Consider the following 17,180-nt stretch of genomic DNA (forward strand, 5'->3'; position numbering starts at 1 on the left):
TCTACCGCAGGGACTGGAGGTAGGCGATGAGGTCGGGGAGATCCTGCGTGGGCACCGGCTGCGGCGGCATGGCGTTGCCCGGCTTGAGGGTCTGCGAGTTGGTGATCCACCGACCGAGGTGGGTGGCGTCGTTGGGGGCGGCGCCGCCGCCGATGCTCCACCGGGACCCGATGGTGCTCAGGTCCGGGCCGACCTTGCCCTGGGCGGTGGTGCCGCGCACGGTGTGGCAGGCGGCGCACGACCCCTGCTCGAAGACCGCCCGCCCGCGTTGCTCGGCGGCGCTCAGGGTGGTCGTCGAGGGCTGGGCGAGCGCGGACACCCAGCCGTCGAACCGGGCGCGCGGCTCGGCGATCACGAGCAGGGCCATGAAGGCGTGCTGCTGGCCGCAGTACTCGGCGCACTGCGCCCGGTACGAGCCGGCCCGGTCGGTGTGCAGCCAGGTCTGGTTGGTCTTGCCGGCGATCAGGTCGGTCTTGGGCATCAGCTGCGGCACCCAGAAGCTGTGGTTCACGTCGGCGGTGCGCAGCGTGATCCGCACCGACTCGCCGACCGGGATGTGCAGCTCGTTCGCGGTGACCGCGCCCGGCCGGTCCGGGTAGTGCACCTCCCACCACCAGCGATGCCCGATGATCTCCACGTTGACGTCGGCGCCGCCGGGCGCGGACGCCAGCGCGTTCAGGTCGCGCAGCCCGACGCCGTACACGATCACGAGGATGACCAGCGGGATCGCGACGCCGAGCACGGTCACCAGGCCGAGCGCGTCGCCGCCCTTGATCACGGCTTCGGCCCGGCGGCGCCGCCAGAGCGCCCAGCCGAGCATCGCCATCACCTCGGCGAAAACGCCCATCGAGATCCAGAACATCAGCCACCAGAGGCCCTCGGTACGGCGCGCGCCCGAGCCCACGGCGTTCAGCGTCGACTGCTCACCGGTCGAGCAGGCGGCCAGCAGCAGGACGGCGGCGAGCGCGGCGGCCGTCCCGTACCTGCCCCTTCGCACCTGATCCCCCTCCCGCCGTGCGGACTGGCGGGGCGGTTTCCCCCTTCTCACCGGCCTAAACCGGGCATGACCGGGTACGCCGCGCCCGCGCCGAACTCGGTGTTTCGTGCTGGTCGCCGCGCCCCGCGGGCGAACGGATACGACGTTGCCGGACGAAGACCAGCAGGACGAACAGGCTCGTGACGGCGGCGTAGACGCACCACAACGACACAAACGCGGAGGCCCGCACGATCAAGGTCACGGCCATTCCGGCCAGATTCGCCACCCCGAAGATCATCATCCATGGGTAGCCGGAGATCAGTGCGGCGCCACACGTCGCCGCGACGTACGCGACCGCTGCTACGCCGAGGAACCTGCCGTCGGTCTGATAGGCGATGCAGTGATGGTCCTGGTGGAATGTCACCGCGTGCGCACAGTCGGCCCAGAACAGGTACACCGCAGTCAGGCAGCCGAGAACCACGAAGGGAACGAGCCGCCACCGACGCGAGGGCGGCTCGATCAGCAGGATGCTGATCGGCACGAGCGCTGGGAGTACCCCCTCGGCGTAGAGGACGTAGGCGTAGGCCGCCGCGTCACCGGCGGCCTCGCCCAGTTGCCCGTCCACCCGTAGCCAGACGAATCCCTCGACGAATTGGTGCACCGCGAACAGCGCGGGCAACAGCCCGAACAGCAGCTCTCCGCGCCGGCGCACCCGCAGCAGGGTGGCCGCCGCGAGCGTGGCGACGCTGCCGGCGGCAACGAAATCAGCCGACGCAGAGAAACACATACGGCCGCCTACCCCGGCGTCCGGCCTCCAAACGGGGTAGCCGCAGCGGTTGAGGTTCGGCACTCGCGGTGTCGGTCACTCGGGCGACGAGGCGGAAGCCGCGTCCAGCCGCTCCCGTTGCGGAACGATGGTGTACTTCGGGGCGGTCGCCGAGGTCGAGCCGGCGTGGAAGTAGCCGAGGCGGGTGAACAGCGAGCCGGCCGCCAGCGCGAGGCCGCCGGCCACGTCGAGCGTCCGGTTGCGGCGTACCGCCGAGACCGCGAGCAGGGCCGCGCCCGCGCGGGTCGACCAGCGGGACGCCCGCAGGTAATGGCCGGCGCGGCCCTGCGACAGCGGCTCCGCGACCAGGCCGAGTCGCCGGTGGATGGTGTGGTCGGCGAACTGTTCGGCCACGGCTCCGGCGATCCCGGCCAGCCGGGCGGGACCGGCCTCGGCCGGCGGTGAGGTGACGGCGGCCAGGCCGCCCGAGGCGGCGAGTGAGCTCGCGCCGAACAGGTACGGCAGTTCCCGGTGGGCGCCGTGCCAGACCGGCACCGCGGTGTTCGCGATCAGAGCGCCGGTGTAGGTGGTGAGTGCGGGCGCGAGCGCGGCGGCGGCCAGGCCGCCGGGCCGGGCCAGCGCCGCGGTCAGCGGCCGGAGCGCCGCGGGCAGCAACTCGCGGGCCTCGCCGGCGGCGGCGACCGCGGCCAGCGGGACGAACCCGCCGAGGATCCAGGTGCCGACGGACATCGGCGACGTCGGCTTGAACACCCGGAGCATGTGCACGAACCGCCCCGGCCGGCCGAGGTCGTGGATCAGGGCGGTGATAGAGAGACCGGCGGCGGCCGCCGCGGTGAGCCGCGCCGAGCGCCGCATCGTCGTGCGCCCGGTCAGGTCGGCGCCCGCGGCGAGCAGCGCGGAGCCGCCGGCCAGGCCGCCGAGGAAGAGGTAGCCGCCGATGTCGCGGGCCGTCCAGGTGGGCGCCTTGATGACTGAGCGGCCGTAGTACGAGCGGAAATCGGCCGGCGGAACCATCTCGCCGCCGCGGCCCGCCCGCCGGCCGCCACGGGATCCGATGCGGGACTCGCGTCCGGGTGCGGTGCCGTGCGGGCCGTCCCGGCGGACCTCGGCGCCATGCTGCTCGCGGGCGCTCATCGCCGTCCTCCCCAGAACGCCGCCACGACCGTCGCGGCCACGCCGGCCGCGGCCAGCGCCGTGTGCTTCCAGGTGCGGGGCAGATCCCGGGTCGTCACCACCGGGTCGGGCGGGAAACCGTAGGTCTCCGGCTCGTCGAGCAGCAGGAAGAACGCGCCGGCGCCGCCGACCCCGTCGTCCGGGTCCGCGCCGTAGAGCCGGGCCTCGGCGACCCCGGCGTCGTGCAGGTTGCTCACCCGCTGCTTGGCGCGTTCCCGCAGCTCGTCCAGGACGCCGTACTGGATGGACTCGGTCGGGCAGGCCTTGGCGCACGCGGGTTCCTGGCCGGCGCCCAGGCGGTCGTAGCACAGCGTGCACTTGAACACCCGGCCGTCGTCCTTGCGCTGGTCGATCACGCCGTACGGGCAGGCCGGCACGCAGTAGCCGCAGCCGTTGCAGATGTCCTCCTGCACGACCACGGTGCCGAACTCGGTGCGCATCAGCGCGCCGGTCGGGCAGACGTCCAGGCAGGCGGCGTGCGTGCAGTGCTTGCAGACGTCGCTGGCCATCAGCCACCGCAGTTCCGTGCGCCCGTCCGCGGTGACCCCGCCGGCCGGTGGTTGGCCGGCGAGCGCGCCGGGCTGGATGCTGCCGGTGTCGCTGCCCAGTTCGGCGCCGTGCTTGACGCCCAGCCCGGCCGCCACGACCAGCGCGTCCTGCCGGGTCGCGGTGGGGCCGGCCGGCATCGCGGCGACCGCGTTCTGCTGCCGTCCCAGGGGTTTGTCCTGCTCGATGAAGGCCACGTGCCGCCACGTGTCGGCCCCCAGCATGCCGGTGTTGTCGTAGGACATGCCGAGCAGGGAGAGGCCGTCGTCGGGGACGGCGTTCCACTCCTTGCAGGCCACTTCGCACGCCTTGCAGCCGATGCAGACGCTGGTGTCCGTGAAGAAGCCCATCCGCGGCGGCTGGTCACGGTAGCCGGTCGGCCCCTCCAGCAGGTCGTCACTCATCCGAGCCCTCCCCAGCGGTCCGATGAATCGTGCCGGTCTTCTCGGTGATGCCGGCCCGCTGCCGGTACTGTTCGACCAGGCGCAGCCGGTCCGGGCCGCGTGGCCGCCGGCCGGGCCGGATGTCGCAGGTCAGCGCCTTGGCCTCCTGGATGTGCACGTTCGGGTCGAGCGCCATGTGCAGCAGGTCGTTGGCGCTGTCGCCGGCGGTGAGGCCGTTGGTTCCCCAGTGGTAGGGCAGTCCGACGTGGTGCACGATCCGGTCGTCCACCCGCATCGGCAGCATCCGGTCGGTGACCAGCACCCGCGCCTCGATCGCGTTGCGGGCGGTGACGATGGTGGCCCAGCCCAGGTGGTCCAGGCCCGCCTCGGCCGCGAGCTCCGGGGAGACCTCGCAGAACATCTCCGGTTGCAGCTCCGACAGGTACGGCAGCCAGCGGCTCATGCCGCCCGCGGTGTGGTGCTCGGTGAGCCGGTAGGTGGTCAGCGCGTACGGGAACACCTGGCTGCCCGGCTCGTCGCCGCTGGGCTGATAGGGGTCGATCTTGCGCTTGGTCAGCTGGCGGGCCGGGTTGTGCTGCTGGCCGTAGAGCAGGTTGCGGGCCGGCGACTCCTGCGGCTCGTAGTGCGTCGGCAATGGCCCGTCGGAGAGGCCGGCCGGCACGTAGAGCCAGCCCTTCCCGTCGGCCTGCATGATGAACGGGTCGACGCCGGACAGCGCGTCCTGCCGCTTCGCGCCCTCGGGCGGCCGGTGGCCGGGCTCCTTGGTGGGCTGGAAGTCGGGCACGTCGTGGCCGGTCCACTTGCCGTCGTCCGGGTCCCACCAGACGTACGCCTTGCGCTCGCTCCACGGCTTGCCGTCGGGGTCGGCCGAGGCCCGGTTGTAGAGCAGCCGCCGGTTGGCCGGCCAGGCCCAGCCCCACTCGGGCGCGACCCAGCTCTGCTCGGTGTGCGGCTTGCGGCGGGCCGACTGGTTGGTGCCATCCTGGTAGACCCCGCAGTAGATCCAGCAGCCGCACGCGGTCGACCCGTCGTCCTTCAGTTGTTCGTACGAGGAGAGGCACGACCCGTCCGCCGCCCAGCCGTTGATCTCCTGGAGCACCTCCTCGGCGCTCGGCTCGGCCTGTGCACCGGAGGTGGTGTACGCCCAGGTCAGGTCGAGGATCGGCCGGTCCATCGGGTCGGTGGAAGCGCCGAGCCGGTCCCGGATCAGCCGGCCGAGGTGGAACCAGAACCACAGGTCGCTCCGGGCGTCGCCGGGCGGCTCGACCGCCTTAGGGTGCCACTGCAGCATCCGCTGGGTGTTGGTGAAGCTGCCGTCCTTCTCGGTGTGCGCGGCCGCAGGCAGGAAGAACACCTCGGTGCCGATCTCGTCGGTCCGCAGCTCGCCGGACTCGATCTCGGGGCCGTCCTGCCACCAGGTCGCGCTCTCGATCAGCGAGTAGTCGCGGACGACCAGCCAGTCCAGGTTCGCCATCCCGAGGCGCTGGGCCTTGCCGTTCGCCGAGCCGACCGCCGGGTTCTGCCCGTTCAGGAAATAGCCCTTGCAGGTGCCGTCCAGCTGGGCCAGCACCGTCTGGTAACTGCTGTGATCGCCGGTGATCCGTGGCAGGTAGTCGAAGCAGAAGTCGTTGTCCGCCGTGGCCGCCCCACCCCAGTACGCCTTGAGCAGGCTCACCGCGTAGGAGCGCATGTTGCCCCAGTAGCCGGTCTCCGACGAGTCGTCGGCCACGTACTCGTCCAGGCTGCCGTGCGAGTCCGGGTGCGGCATCGGCAGGTAGCCGGGCAGCAGGTTGTAGAGCGTCGGGATGTCGGTACTGCCCTGGATGCTGGCGTGACCGCGCAGCGCGAGGATGCCGCCGCCGGGCCGCCCGATGTTGCCCAGCAACAACTGCAGAATCGAGGCCGCGCGAATGTACTGCACGCCGACGGTGTGCTGGGTCCAGCCGACCGAATAGACCCACGCCGTGGTCCGGTCCCGGGTCGAGTTCTCGGTGACGGCCCGGGCCATCTGATCGAAGATCTCCTCCGGGATGCCGCAGACCCGCGACACCATCTCCGGGGTGTACCGGCCGAAGTGCCGCTTGATCACCTGGAACACGCAGCGCGGATCCTCCAGCGTCTCGTCCCGGCGGATCTGGTGCAGATCCTCCAGAGCGGCGCCGTGGCTGCCGTGCTCGTGCCCGCGCCCGGTCGAGTGCCGCTCGTGCGAACGCTGCTTGCCGGACTGCTCGGCGTCCTTGCCCTCCTTAACGCCCTGCTCCCGCTTGCCGGCCGAGCCGGCCACGCTGACCCCGTCGTACTGCCAGCTGTCCGTGGCGTAGCTGCCGGTGTCGTCCTGCCAGCCGGAGAACAATCCGTCAAGATCCTCGGTGTCCTTGAAGGTCTCGTCCAGGATCGTGGCGGCGTTGGTGTAGGCGACCACGTACTCGCGGAACTCCAGCCCGTTGCTCAGCACGTAGTTGATCAGGCCGCCGAGCAGCGCGATGTCGCTACCGGCCCGAATCGGCACGTGCACGTCGGCGACCGCGCCGGTGCGGGTCAGCCGCGGGTCGACGTGGATCACCGTCGCGCCGCGCGCCTTGGCCTCCATCACCCACTGGAAGCCCACCGGGTGGCACTCGGCCATGTTGGAGCCCTGCAACACGATGCAGTCGGCGTTCTGCAGGTCCTGCTGGAAGGTCGTCGCGCCGCCGCGACCGAAGGAGGTTCCCAGACCGGGAACGGTGGAGGAGTGTCAAATACGAGCCTGGTTCTCGATCTGCACGGCCCCGAGCGCGGTCCCGAGCTTCTTGATCAGGTAGTTCTCCTCGTTGTCCAGCGTCGCCCCGCCCAGCATCGCGATGCCCATCGTGCGACGCAGCCGCCGGCCGCGGTCGTCGTTCTCGACGAACGTCTCCCGGCGGGTGGCGATCACCCGGTCGGCGATCATCTCCATCGCCGTACCAAGATCAAGATCTTCCCAATCCTTGCCGTACGGGCGGCGATAGCGCACCTTCGTCTCGCGCAACGGGTTGGTGACCAACTGCTTGGTCGCCGCACCCTTGGGGCACAGCCGGCCCCGGCTCACCGGCGACGCGGGGTCACCCTCGATCTGCACCACCTGCTCGTCCTTGACATAGACGAGCTGGCCGCAACCCACCGCGCAGTACGGACACACGCTGCCGACCACCCGGTCGGCCGTCTCCGTCCGCGGGGTCAACCGGTCGGTGGCACGCGAGCGCACCGCGGCGCCGCGACCCGACCGGTCACCGGCCCGCACCGAGGCGATCGCCTGCCGCAGCACCGGCCACGGCAGGAACGTCTCCCGCAATCCCATGGTCACCCCCTGGTCCGCGGACCCGCCTACCCCGTCCCACCGGCCTCAAACACCCCGGTCGACAGGTGAGGCTCGCGGTCTCTTGGGTACTCGGCACGCCATGTCACGGGCCAGTCAAGACAACACCGTCGTGGCCGGCGCTCGAAGTCGGCACCTCCCGCCGGCCACCGTCCTGGCACGTCTGAACCAGGAGCTGGACGGCCTGCGCCGGGCACGGCGGTCGCGGTCGGTGATCGAACAGGCGAAGGGCGTGCTGATGGGCCGCCTCGGCTGCTCGGCCGACCAGGCGTTCGAGCAACTGACCCGGATCTCCCAGCAGACGAACACCAAGGTCGCCGAGGTGGCGGCCGGGCTGCTCGGCCTGACCGCGCCGGCCGCGCCTGCCACCGTGCCCGACCAGGAGTCCGCCCGGTACCACCTGGCGTGCGCGGCGATGGCGGCGGCCCCGCATGCCGACGCGGTGGCCGAGGCCCTGCTCACCGAGGGCTTGCGGCCGCTCGGCGCGGCCGGGGTGCTGCTGGCCCGGCGGGAGGCGGACGGCACGGTCCGGCTGGTCGGGTCGTACGGTGTGCCCCGTGGCCTGGTCAGCGCGTGGCAGCGGCTTCCTTCCGGGCTGCACGTCGGTTTCCTGGCCGCGGTTGCCGAGGGCCGCCCGCTCTGGCTGACCCGCGACGAGGCCGATCGCGCCGGCCTGGACCTGCTTGGCACCTATCCGTTCCGGGCCTGCCTACCCCTGCGCCGCGGCGACCGGGTGGTGGGCGTTGCCGTCGCGGTGTGGCCCGAGGATCCCGGCCGCGACCTGCCCGGCCGGGCCCTCGTGACCGCTCTCACGGCGGCCGCCGGGCGCCGGCTCCGGCAGCTGGCCGCCGACGAACGGGTCCCGGTCGCCGCACCGGCCGCGCACTGGCTCGACGCGGTCCTGGAGGCACTCGCCGGATCCTTCGCCCTGCTCAGCCCGGTGACCGACGAGTCCGGCGCCATCGTCGACTGGCGCTTCGACAAATGCAGCCCACAGGCCCGCGACGCGATGGGCCGTCCCGCCGAGCAATTGGTCGGCCGGCGGCTGCTCGCGCTGCAGCCGCACCTGGCCGGCGGCGACATCCTGCGCGGCTATCAGGACGTCCTGCGGACCGGGCGGCCGTTCACCCATGGCCCGGCGCGGGAGCCACTGGCCGGCCCCGGCCGCGGCGCCGGCACGACGATCTGGATCCGGGCGGCCCGGCTGGGCGACGGCATCCTGGTGACCTGGCGGCACGACGACCGGCGTACGGCGGTGCTGGAGCGGCTCCGGCTGCTGCAGGAGGTCACCGGCGCACCGGCGGACGGCCCGCCGCCTCCCGAGGCGGCGCCCGGCCGATCCCCGACGGCGTCCGACGACGCCTCGGCCCTCGCCGACACGCTGCGGCATCTCACCGGTAAGGTCGAGCGGCTCCGACACGAGCAGCAGGTCCAAGCGCTCGTCGACCGGGCGAAAGGCCTGCTCAGTGCCCGGCTCGGCTGCTCGATCGAGGCCGCCCTCGAGCATCTGGGCGCGGTTGCCCGGCAGCGCCGGGTGAGCCTGCTGGAGGCGGCGGCTGCCGCGGTGGGTGCCGTGCTGCCGGCCGGCCCGCCGCCGGCGTCGGCCGACGAGGACTTCCACCCGGAGATCTACCTCGGCGCCGCGCACCCGTCCGGGCAGCCTTTCCTGGCCGCGGTCGAACCCGGCGAACAGGTGCTGGCGGAACTGCGGGGCGCCACCGACGGCGACGGGGTGGCATCGATCCTGTGGGCCGCCGGGCTGCGCCGGCTGGGTGCCCACGCGGTCGTGCTGGGTGTGCTGGAGCCGGACGGCGCCGTGCGGCTGGCCGGCTCGTACGGCCTGCCGGCCGACCTGATCGGCACGTGGCGCCGCACGCCGAGCTCGCTCAATGTCCCCTACCTGCGCGCGGTGGCCACCGACCAGCCGCTGTGGATCACCCGCCGGGAGGCGGCCGCCCACGGCTACCAACTGCTCGGCGCCGGAGAGCGCCGGGCCTGCCTGCCGCTGCACGAGGCCGGCCGGATCTTCGGCGTCGCGTCGATCCTCTGGCCCGAACCGGCCCGGCTGGACGACCGGACCCGGACCGAGGTCACCGCGCTGGCCGAGGCGGCCGGCCGGCGACTGTCCGAACTGCTGCGCGCGGCCCCGCACGGATCCGCGGCCTCGCCGGCGGCGCACTGGGCCGAGATTGTCGTCGGTGCGCTGCCGCCCTGTTACGCGCTGCTTCGCCCGGTGCGTGACCGGGCCGGCGAGGTGACCGACTGGCGGTTCGAGATCTGCAGCCCGGGCACCGTCGATGTCGCCGGGCGGACCCCGGACGAGATCGTGGGCCGCCATCTGCACGAGCTCTACCCGCACGTGCTCACCACCGGAATCGCGGACGGCTACCGGGCGGCGATGCGGTCCGGCACCTCCGCCGGTTGGGGACCGGCCGAGTTCGACATCGAGACGGCCTCGGGTCCGGTTCCCGTCACGATGAGCGGACGGGCAGCGCGGTTCGGCGACGGCCTGCTCGTCCACTGGCGCCGCGAGCGGGACGACGACCTCGACCGGCGAGTGCGGCAGCTCGAGGAGGCCACCGGCACCGGCTGGGCCGAGTGGGACCTCGCCGGCGGCGACGCGGTCTGGTCCGCGGCGGTCTACGACCTGCTGCGCCGCGATCCGCGACGTGGCCCGGTCAAGCTGGGCGCGCTGCGCCGGTACGTCGATCCCAAGGATGAGACGCTGATGATCGACGCCGTGCGGCGGCTCACCCGCCTCAAGCACCCGGTCGATGTCGTAGTGCCGCTGCGGCGCAACGGCACGGTGACGCCGATCCGGTTCGCCGCCCGGCCATCGCTCGACGGGCAGGGCCGGGTGGCCGTGGTTCGAGCGGTCTTCCAGCGCCTCGGTGACTGATGTCCTCTTCGTGCCGGCCAAAGGCGCACGCGTCACCGGCCGGTCGGCGACACTGTCGGCGGTGCAGCGGCAGGCGAACAGCCGGTGCAGGCCGAGGCGGCGGAACAGGTCGAACAGCTCGGCCGGAATGTTGATCACCACGAGGATGGTGCCGCTGTGGCCGCCGGCCCGGTACGCGTCGACCAGCGCCCGGATCAGCGGGCCGTCGGCGGCGCCCAGCCCGGCCAGGTCGACGACCAGACGCCCGGGCCGCACCCGCACGGCGGTGTCGACCAGCACGTCGCGCAGGTGCGCGGCAGCGCGGGTGTCCAGGTCGCCGCGGACCGAGATCAGCGCCGCCGCCTGTCCGACATGGATGCCGACCGCCGGGCCGGCCGCGACCGGAACGCCGTCGGCCTCCCCCTCGAGCCGCCGTCGCAGCGACTGCAGTGTCCGCTGCAGCAGGCGGGAGACGTTCATCTGCGACATGCCGAGGTCCCGGCCGATCTGCTGCTGAGTGGCGTCGCCGAAGAAGTACCGGGTCAGGATGTAACGCTCCCGCTCGGGCAGCCGGAGCACCAGTTCACGCAGGGCTACCCGGTCGGCGGCCAGCGCCAGAAGCCGGTCGTCGTCCCCGATAAGGTCGAGGCGCTCGGTGCCCTCGCCGTCGGCCGACACCGGCGTGTTCAGCGATGCAGGATCGTACGCGTTCCCCGCCGCCAAGGCCTCGATGACCTCGGCGGGATCCATCCTCAGGTCGGCGGCGAGGTCCGCCACGGTCGGCGTCCGTCGCAGCCGATGCGTCAGCGCCGCGCGGGCCTGGGACAGCTCGAGGTGCCGTTCCTGTAGTGCCCGGCCGACGTGCACGGCCCACCCGTTGTCGCGGAAATGCTTCCGGAGCTCGCCCAGCACGGTCGGAATCAGGTACGCGAAGAACGGCTTGCCCAGTCCAAGGTCGAAGCCGTTGACCGCCTTGACGAGCGCCACCGCGGCGACCTGGGCAAGGTCGTCGTCGGACTGGCCGCGGTTGCGGTAGCGGTGCGCCAGGCGGGTGGCAAACGGCAGGTTGAGCTCCACGATCCGGGCCCGGATCCGCCGCTCCCACTCCGACCCGCTCCCGTCCTGCAGTGCCGCGAAGAGCGCCGCGGTGGCCGTCTCGACGGCGTCGACCGGGTGCCTTCTCGGCTCGCGAACTGCACAGTTGGTTGTCACACGTCCCCCAACGGCGTCGTTGGCGGCCCCGACCGAAGGGTCGCGCCGCGCAGAATGAACCGACAAGCCGGCGAGATGCCAGCTCTGTTCGGCTCGCCCGTCAGGTGGGTTCGACGAACCCGTGGCGCCGTAGTCTCGACGCCGCGCGCGAGTAACCGGACAGCAAGTGCCCCGCCCCTGCGGGACTAAACCTCGGTCTCGTAGGGGCGGGGCGGTGACGGGCGCAACGACCGTCTCAGCTGGCGCGCCGGGCCGTGGTCGTGGCGCGCGACCCCGCGGACAGGATCATGGCCGCGGCGATCCCGACCAGCGCGATCACGCCACCGGTGATGACGTTGTTGATCACGAGTCCGGCGGTCGCGCCGCCCTGCAGGATCACCCACTGCGAGATCACCACCCAGGCGCCGATCACGGCGGTCGCCCAGCTCAACCGGACCATCCGGATCGGCGCGAGGGTCAGCCCCAGCGCGATCACGCCGACCGCGATGCCCAGGATCAGGTTGTTGCGCATCACGTCGGGCGCGGTCGTGTTGAAGTGGATCACCCACGGCGAGATCGCCAGCCACAACCCGGCCAGCAGCACGACGCCATCAGTGATCACCGCCGGCCCGCTGGCCGACACCCGTTCGTAGCGCTCCCGCATCTCGAGGAGATCGGGATGGTCCGCCATCGCGTACCGCGACGTTTCCGTCATTTCACTCACCTCCTGTGAGGATGGAACAGAACGTCCCTACCCACCGGATGCCTGCGTAACAGTCGCCGATACATTGCTCCGGCGACATCCGCCACACCGAGCCCCGGTCAACGGGTGAGCAGCAGCAACGCGCCAGCCGAAACGAGGCCGCCGGCCGCGGCAACCGCCCCGGCTGCGATCGTGGCCCGCCAGCCCAGCGCCCGCCCCATCAGCACCATCCCCGGGATACCAACCGCCGGCAACGTAACCAGAAGGGCGCCGATCGCGCCGGTGGCTCGCCCGGACAGCGCGAGTCCCAGCAGGATCGGAATCTCCCCCGCGGTCGATATCGCCACGAGGGTGCCAGCGACCGCTGCGACCAGCACCACCACCGCGACCGGGCCGAGCCGGCCCTCGATCGGGAAAAGCCACCCCCGGAAAGCGCCCAGCAGCAGAACGACCAGCACGTATTCCGGCACCAGGACCAACGACAGTCGCAGCAGGGCGGCGAGATAGCGGCGCGGCGACGGCAGCGGATCGTCGGCCTCGTCGGGCAACAGGAGTTGAGACGATGACCGGGTCTCAGCGAGCCGCGCGGTCAGCGCCGCTCCGCCGGCCACGACGAGCGTTCCGACCGCCACCCGCACTGCCGTCCACAGTCAGGGCGCGACCAGCAGCAAGAACACGATCACGGCCGGGTTGAGCAGCGGGTTGCCCAGCCAGTAGGCCATGACGGCGGCGGTCGACACGCCTGGCGCCGCATGCTGACCGCTACCGGCGCGGTGCAGCACGTGCACATCATCGACGGCGTCGCGGCGACCGCGCCGGCGATCGCCGAGCGCAGATGCCCCGCCGGCTCAGAACGCGCCGTAGCTGCGACCGAGGCACAGGGTCTGCGGGGCGGCGGCGATCAGCAGGGCGGCCACGAGCGCCCACCACACCACGCGCAGGTACGACGAGGCGAAGCTGGTCGCCGCCGGCCACGACGGGGCGGCACCCGGGTGGACACCGCCGACGGTGAGAATGCTGGAGCCGGGCCACGTGCGTTGGCCGGCGAGGCCGGGCACCTTACCGGCGTACGGCAACCACTTGGCCCACAACAACAGCGCTACGGCGACAACGGCCGCGCCGAACAGGCCCACCAAACGAGCCCGCCGGGACACGGCGACCCGCACACTCGACTCGGTCATTCGCACTCCACGATGGCGGTCATCGGGCGCGTCTACCCCGCCGTCCGGCAGATACGCAGGCGAGATCGAGGCTTCTCGGTCAGTTCTTCGACTCGCACCGATGGGCGTACCAAGTGCCGGCGACAACCACGGTGATCGCCGAGCCCACGAATGCCAGCGACGGCACCGGGCCGCCCACCGCCATTCCGACAGCCAGGCCGCCCCACATCACCGCCAGCAGGACGAGCGTCCACCACACCCGAGCACGGGACCGGATCCGCGCCAGCGGCGCCCACTGATCCGGCACTTCGGCGACGAGTTCGACGAACGCGTCGGCCGGTCGCTCGTCCACCGCGTCGGGGGACACGCTCAACGCGTTGCACACGTCGAACGTGCCCCTCGTGCGCCGGGCCAGCTCGCCGGCGGTCCGCCGGACATGCCAGGAGCGGACCGTGCCGTGCAGCAGAACGACCTTGTTCTGTGCCGCGACCCGGACCGCCTCCCGGTTGGTGCGGAAGTCGGCCGCCAGCGACCGGACCACCGCCAGCGCCAGCCGCCGATCGCGGTCCGCGTCCGCCGATGACCCCGCACGCCGATGTGCGAAGAAGTTGTCATCCGGTACTGGCTGCACCGCTCCCCCTTTCCCGCCGCGCTCGCGTCGCCCGAAAAGAGCGAAACGTCCGCGGCGGACGTGGACCGCGGACGCTTCGGGCCGGCCGTCGACCGCCACCGCACCTACCCGCCCGCACGCGAGATATAGCCGGGCGCCTTGAGCCTTGTATTGGACCGCCACGGAGGTAAGGGGCTGCAGGGCGCCGGTGGTCACGATGGTGTCCTGTCTGGTGAGCCGGACGGGAGCGGTCGCTGGGTGATGGGTGCCTGGTGGGGGTTGAGGATTAGTTGTTGGCGGCGGCGTCGGGTGGTCAGAGCCCACGCCCAGGTGGCTAGGACGGCGGCGCTGGAACAGATGGTGGTTGGCCCGGTCGATGACCACGACGTCCGCCGCAGTGTGGCGTAGGCCGCGAGCAACGCGCAGGCCGCCGAAGCCACCACCGACCACGACGACCCGGGGGCGCCCGGGCGATACGGTGAACACGTCGGTCCGGCGAGAGGTCGTCATGACGGGCTGCCGCCGAGGGCGATGACGACCTTGACGTCCTCGTCGCCGGCGGTGAACGCGTCGGCGGCCCGTTGCAGGGGGACGCGGCGGGTGACGAGTCGGGTGAGCCAACCGATGTCGGCCTTGGCGAGGGCGTGCGCCGCGGCGGTGTAGTGGCCGAGGTTGGCGTTGACCGAGCCGATCACCACGTCGTTCTCCAGCACGATCTCCCGGTTCGTCGAGCCGATGTCCACCGAGATCTTGTGCCCGGGCGACGAGACCCCGGTCAGGCAGACGATGCCGTACGGGGCCGTATTGGCCATGGCCGCCAGGACGACCGAGCCGACGCCGGTGGCCTCGATGACGACGTCCGGGTGTAGTTTCCCGGCGACCGTGTCGACATCTTCGCTGTGGTAGGTGGCGCCGAGGTCGCGGACCAACTGTGGCTTGGGGCCGTCGGTGACGCGGTCCAGGACATGGACGTCCAGGCCGCGTTGCGCGCCGAGCAGCGCCGCGAGGAGGCCGATGGGGCCGGCGCCGGTGATCAGCGCGGTCTTGGGCTCGAACCAGGCGCGGGAGCCGACCGCCTCGACCTCGGCCCACGCCTTGGCGACCACGGAGGTCGGTTCCATCAGCATTCCCACCTCGGCCAGGTGCGGATCGAGTTTGACCCCGTAGTCGACCTCGACGGTCCACACCTGCGAGGCGTAGCCGTGGCGCTGCTTGATGCCGCGCTCGGTGTAGCGGCCGTTGCGGCACATGTCGAACTGTCCGTGCGCGCAGGCGCCGCAGGGCACCGGGTCGGGTCGGCGTACCACTCCGACAACCAGGTCACCGGCGGTAAAGCCGCTGCCGGTCGGTGCGCTGCGTACGCGGCCGAGGGATTCGTGGCCGATGATCAGCCGGTCGCTACCGGATGGTGCCCACCCGTAGTCACCACGGGCGATCTCCTTGTCGGTGCCGCACACTCCGACGGCGAGGCCGTCGACGAGCAGTTCGCCGTCGCCCTGGACGGGCTCGGGGACATCGGTGACCTCGAGGGATCCGGCCTGCAGGGGTATGACGGTCAGGGCGCGCATCAGCGCTCACCTCCCACGGTGGTGTCGCGGGCGGACCGCGACGAGGACAGATGGCGGGCGGCGTTGACCAGCCCGACGTGGCTGAACGCCTGCGGGGTGTTGCCCAGCTGCCGGCCGGTGGCCGGGTCGTACTCCTCGCTGAGCAGCCCGAGGTCGTTGCGCAGGCCGAGCAGCTTCTCGAAGACTTCGACCGCCTGCTGCTCGCGGCCGATGCCGTACAGGGCTTCGGCCAGCCAGAACGTGCAGGTGATGAACGCGCCCTCGCGGCCCGGGAGGCCGTCGACGCCGCCGTCGGCCTGCGGGTCGTAGCGCAGTAGGAACCCGTGGGAGCACAGTTCCTTCTGGACGGCGTCGACGGTGCCGACCACCCGCGGGTCGTTCCAGGGCAGGAATCCGACACGGGGGATCAGCAGCAGGGCGGCGTCCAGGCCGCGGGAGCCGTAGAACTGGGTGAAGGTGTTGCGGTCGGGGTCGTAGCCGCGTTCCAGTATCTGCGCGCGGATGCGCTCGCGGGTGGCCCGCCACTGATCTACCGGCCCGTCCAGGCCGAACCGTTCGACGGCCTGAACCGCCCGGTCCAGCCCGGCCCACGCCATCACCTTGGAATGCACGAAGTGCCGCGGGTCGCCGCGGACCTCCCACAGGCCGTTGTCCGGGTTGTCCCAGTGGCCTTCCAGGTAGTCCAGCAGCGCCCGTTGCAGGTCCCATGCCTGGTCGTCGACGTGCAGGCCGGCGGTGCGGGCCTCGTGCAGGCCGTCGAGGACCTCGCCCCACACGTCGAGCTGGAACTGGCCGCTGGCGGCGTTGCCGACCCGTACCGGTGTGGCGCCCTGATAGCCGGACAGCCAGTCGAGGGTGTACTCGGTCAGGCGGCGGGTGCCGTCGATGCCGTACATGATCTGCAGGTCGGCAGGGTCGCCGGCGACGGCCCGCAGCAGCCACTCGCGCCACGCCTTGGCCTCGGCCACGAAGCCCGTACCGAGCAGGGCCTGCAGGGTGAAGGTGGCGTCACGCAGCCAGCAGAACCGGTAGTCCCAGTTGCGCGGTCCGCCGGGCTGCTCCGGCAGTGATGTGGTGGCGGCGGCGACGATGCCGCCGGTAGGCGCATAGGTCAGCGCCTTCAACGTCACCAGCGACCGGCGTACGGCGTCCGGCCACCGTCCGTCGTAGCGGAACCCTTTGATCCAGGACGCCCAGAATAGTTCGGTGTCGGCCAGCGCCTTCTCGGCGTCCACCGGTTTGGGGTGCGGTTCGTGCGACGGCCGGTACGTCAGCACAAACGGCACCCGCTCGCCCGGATCCACGGTGAAGTCGGCGTACGTCGTGAATTCCTTGCCGTGTACTGCGACGGGGGTGTGCAGCCACGCGGCGTCCGGGCCGGCCACGGCAGCGAGCCGGCCGTCGGTGTGGCGTACCCAGGGCACGATCCGGCCGTAGTCGAACCGCAACCGCAGCGCCATCCGCATCGGCACTCGCCCGCTCACGCCCTCGACGAGGCGGACCACGTCGGCCGCCTCGCCGCGCGGGGGCATCGTGTCGATCACCCGGACCGTGCCCTCGGGCGTGTCCCATTCCGATTCCAGGATCAGCGAGTCGCCGCGGTAGCGGCGCCGGGTCGCCGGCCCGCCGGACGCCGGGCCCAGGCGCCAGAACCCGTTGCCCTCGTCGCCGAGCAGCGCGGCGAAGCACGCCGGCGCGTCGAAACGCGGCAAGCATAGCCAGTCGATCGACCCGTCGCGGCCGACCAGGGCGGCGGTATGCAGGTCGCCGAGCAGCCCGTAGTCCTCGATTCGTGACACCACGCAGCCTCCATAAGCGGCCCTTGTCCAGATATCTCTGCGATACCCGTG

General features: G+C 71.9%; 12 protein-coding genes and 2 pseudogenes. 1 reads left to right on the forward strand and 13 read right to left on the reverse strand.

Going from position 1 to position 17,180, the window contains the following annotated elements:
- Window position 1 precedes the first annotated feature (1 nt).
- Genes coxB through fdh form a run of 5 tightly spaced genes read right to left on the reverse strand, consistent with a single transcriptional unit; the run spans window position 2 to window position 7,202 of the window.
- Window positions 2–997: a cytochrome c oxidase subunit II gene (gene coxB, locus ODJ79_RS41820; RefSeq protein WP_263029273.1), complete on the reverse strand. Its 996-nt coding sequence runs from the start codon at window positions 995–997 to the stop codon at window positions 2–4.
- A gap of 55 nt (window positions 998–1,052) precedes the next feature.
- Window positions 1,053–1,826, reverse strand: coding sequence for a DUF6629 family protein (locus ODJ79_RS41825; protein WP_263029274.1), 774 nt, complete (start codon window positions 1,824–1,826; stop codon window positions 1,053–1,055).
- A 12-nt stretch (window positions 1,827–1,838) separates the two neighbouring features.
- On the reverse strand, window positions 1,839–2,897 hold the full coding sequence (gene nrfD / locus ODJ79_RS41830) for an NrfD/PsrC family molybdoenzyme membrane anchor subunit (protein ID WP_263029275.1): 1,059 nt from the start codon (window positions 2,895–2,897) through the stop codon (window positions 1,839–1,841).
- Window positions 2,894–3,886, reverse strand: a complete 993-nt coding sequence (locus ODJ79_RS41835; RefSeq protein WP_263029276.1) for a 4Fe-4S dicluster domain-containing protein — start codon at window positions 3,884–3,886, stop codon at window positions 2,894–2,896. The genes nrfD and ODJ79_RS41835 overlap by 4 nt, the downstream gene beginning before the upstream one ends.
- Window positions 3,879–7,202: a formate dehydrogenase gene (fdh, locus tag ODJ79_RS41840; RefSeq protein ID WP_263029299.1), complete on the reverse strand. Its 3,324-nt coding sequence runs from the start codon at window positions 7,200–7,202 to the stop codon at window positions 3,879–3,881. The genes ODJ79_RS41835 and fdh overlap by 8 nt, the downstream gene beginning before the upstream one ends.
- A gap of 100 nt (window positions 7,203–7,302) precedes the next feature.
- Here fdh and ODJ79_RS41845 point away from each other — a divergent pair, with 100 nt between their 5' ends.
- Window positions 7,303–10,119: an ANTAR domain-containing protein gene (locus tag ODJ79_RS41845; RefSeq protein WP_263029277.1), complete on the forward strand. Its 2,817-nt coding sequence runs from the start codon at window positions 7,303–7,305 to the stop codon at window positions 10,117–10,119.
- Between the two features lie 129 nt (window positions 10,120–10,248).
- On the opposite strand, the pseudogene ODJ79_RS47340 reads toward ODJ79_RS41845, so the two are convergent.
- The 8 genes and pseudogenes from ODJ79_RS47340 to ODJ79_RS41880 form a co-directional block, all read right to left on the reverse strand.
- Window positions 10,249–11,310, reverse strand: a pseudogene (locus ODJ79_RS47340) (SigB/SigF/SigG family RNA polymerase sigma factor); the annotation flags it as partial.
- A 235-nt stretch (window positions 11,311–11,545) separates the two neighbouring features.
- A complete protein-coding gene (locus tag ODJ79_RS41855; RefSeq protein WP_263029279.1) occupies window positions 11,546–12,004 on the reverse strand; it encodes an SPW repeat protein in 459 nt (152 codons plus the stop codon).
- Window positions 12,005–12,111: 107 nt separating this feature from the next.
- Window positions 12,112–12,624, reverse strand: coding sequence for a hypothetical protein (locus ODJ79_RS41860; RefSeq protein ID WP_263029280.1), 513 nt, complete (start codon window positions 12,622–12,624; stop codon window positions 12,112–12,114).
- Between the two features lie 216 nt (window positions 12,625–12,840).
- On the reverse strand, window positions 12,841–13,173 hold the full coding sequence (locus ODJ79_RS41865) for a hypothetical protein (RefSeq protein ID WP_263029281.1): 333 nt from the start codon (window positions 13,171–13,173) through the stop codon (window positions 12,841–12,843).
- Between the two features lie 79 nt (window positions 13,174–13,252).
- A complete protein-coding gene (locus ODJ79_RS41870) occupies window positions 13,253–13,783 on the reverse strand; it encodes a BON domain-containing protein (RefSeq protein WP_263029282.1) in 531 nt (176 codons plus the stop codon).
- A 291-nt stretch (window positions 13,784–14,074) separates the two neighbouring features.
- Window positions 14,075–14,272, reverse strand: a pseudogene (locus tag ODJ79_RS47345) (FAD-dependent oxidoreductase); the annotation flags it as partial.
- Window positions 14,269–15,330, reverse strand: coding sequence for a glucose 1-dehydrogenase (locus tag ODJ79_RS41875; RefSeq protein ID WP_263029283.1), 1,062 nt, complete (start codon window positions 15,328–15,330; stop codon window positions 14,269–14,271). The gene ODJ79_RS41875 and the pseudogene ODJ79_RS47345, both read right to left, overlap by 4 nt.
- Window positions 15,330–17,132, reverse strand: coding sequence for a glycoside hydrolase family 15 protein (locus tag ODJ79_RS41880; protein WP_263029284.1), 1,803 nt, complete (start codon window positions 17,130–17,132; stop codon window positions 15,330–15,332). Before ODJ79_RS41880 ends, ODJ79_RS41875 begins: the two co-directional genes overlap by 1 nt.
- Between the last annotated feature and the right edge of the window lie 48 nt (window positions 17,133–17,180).

Origin of the sequence: Actinoplanes sp. KI2 (genome assembly GCF_025630775.1) — a bacterium.
Classification (GTDB): Bacteria; Actinomycetota; Actinomycetes; order Mycobacteriales; family Micromonosporaceae; genus Actinoplanes.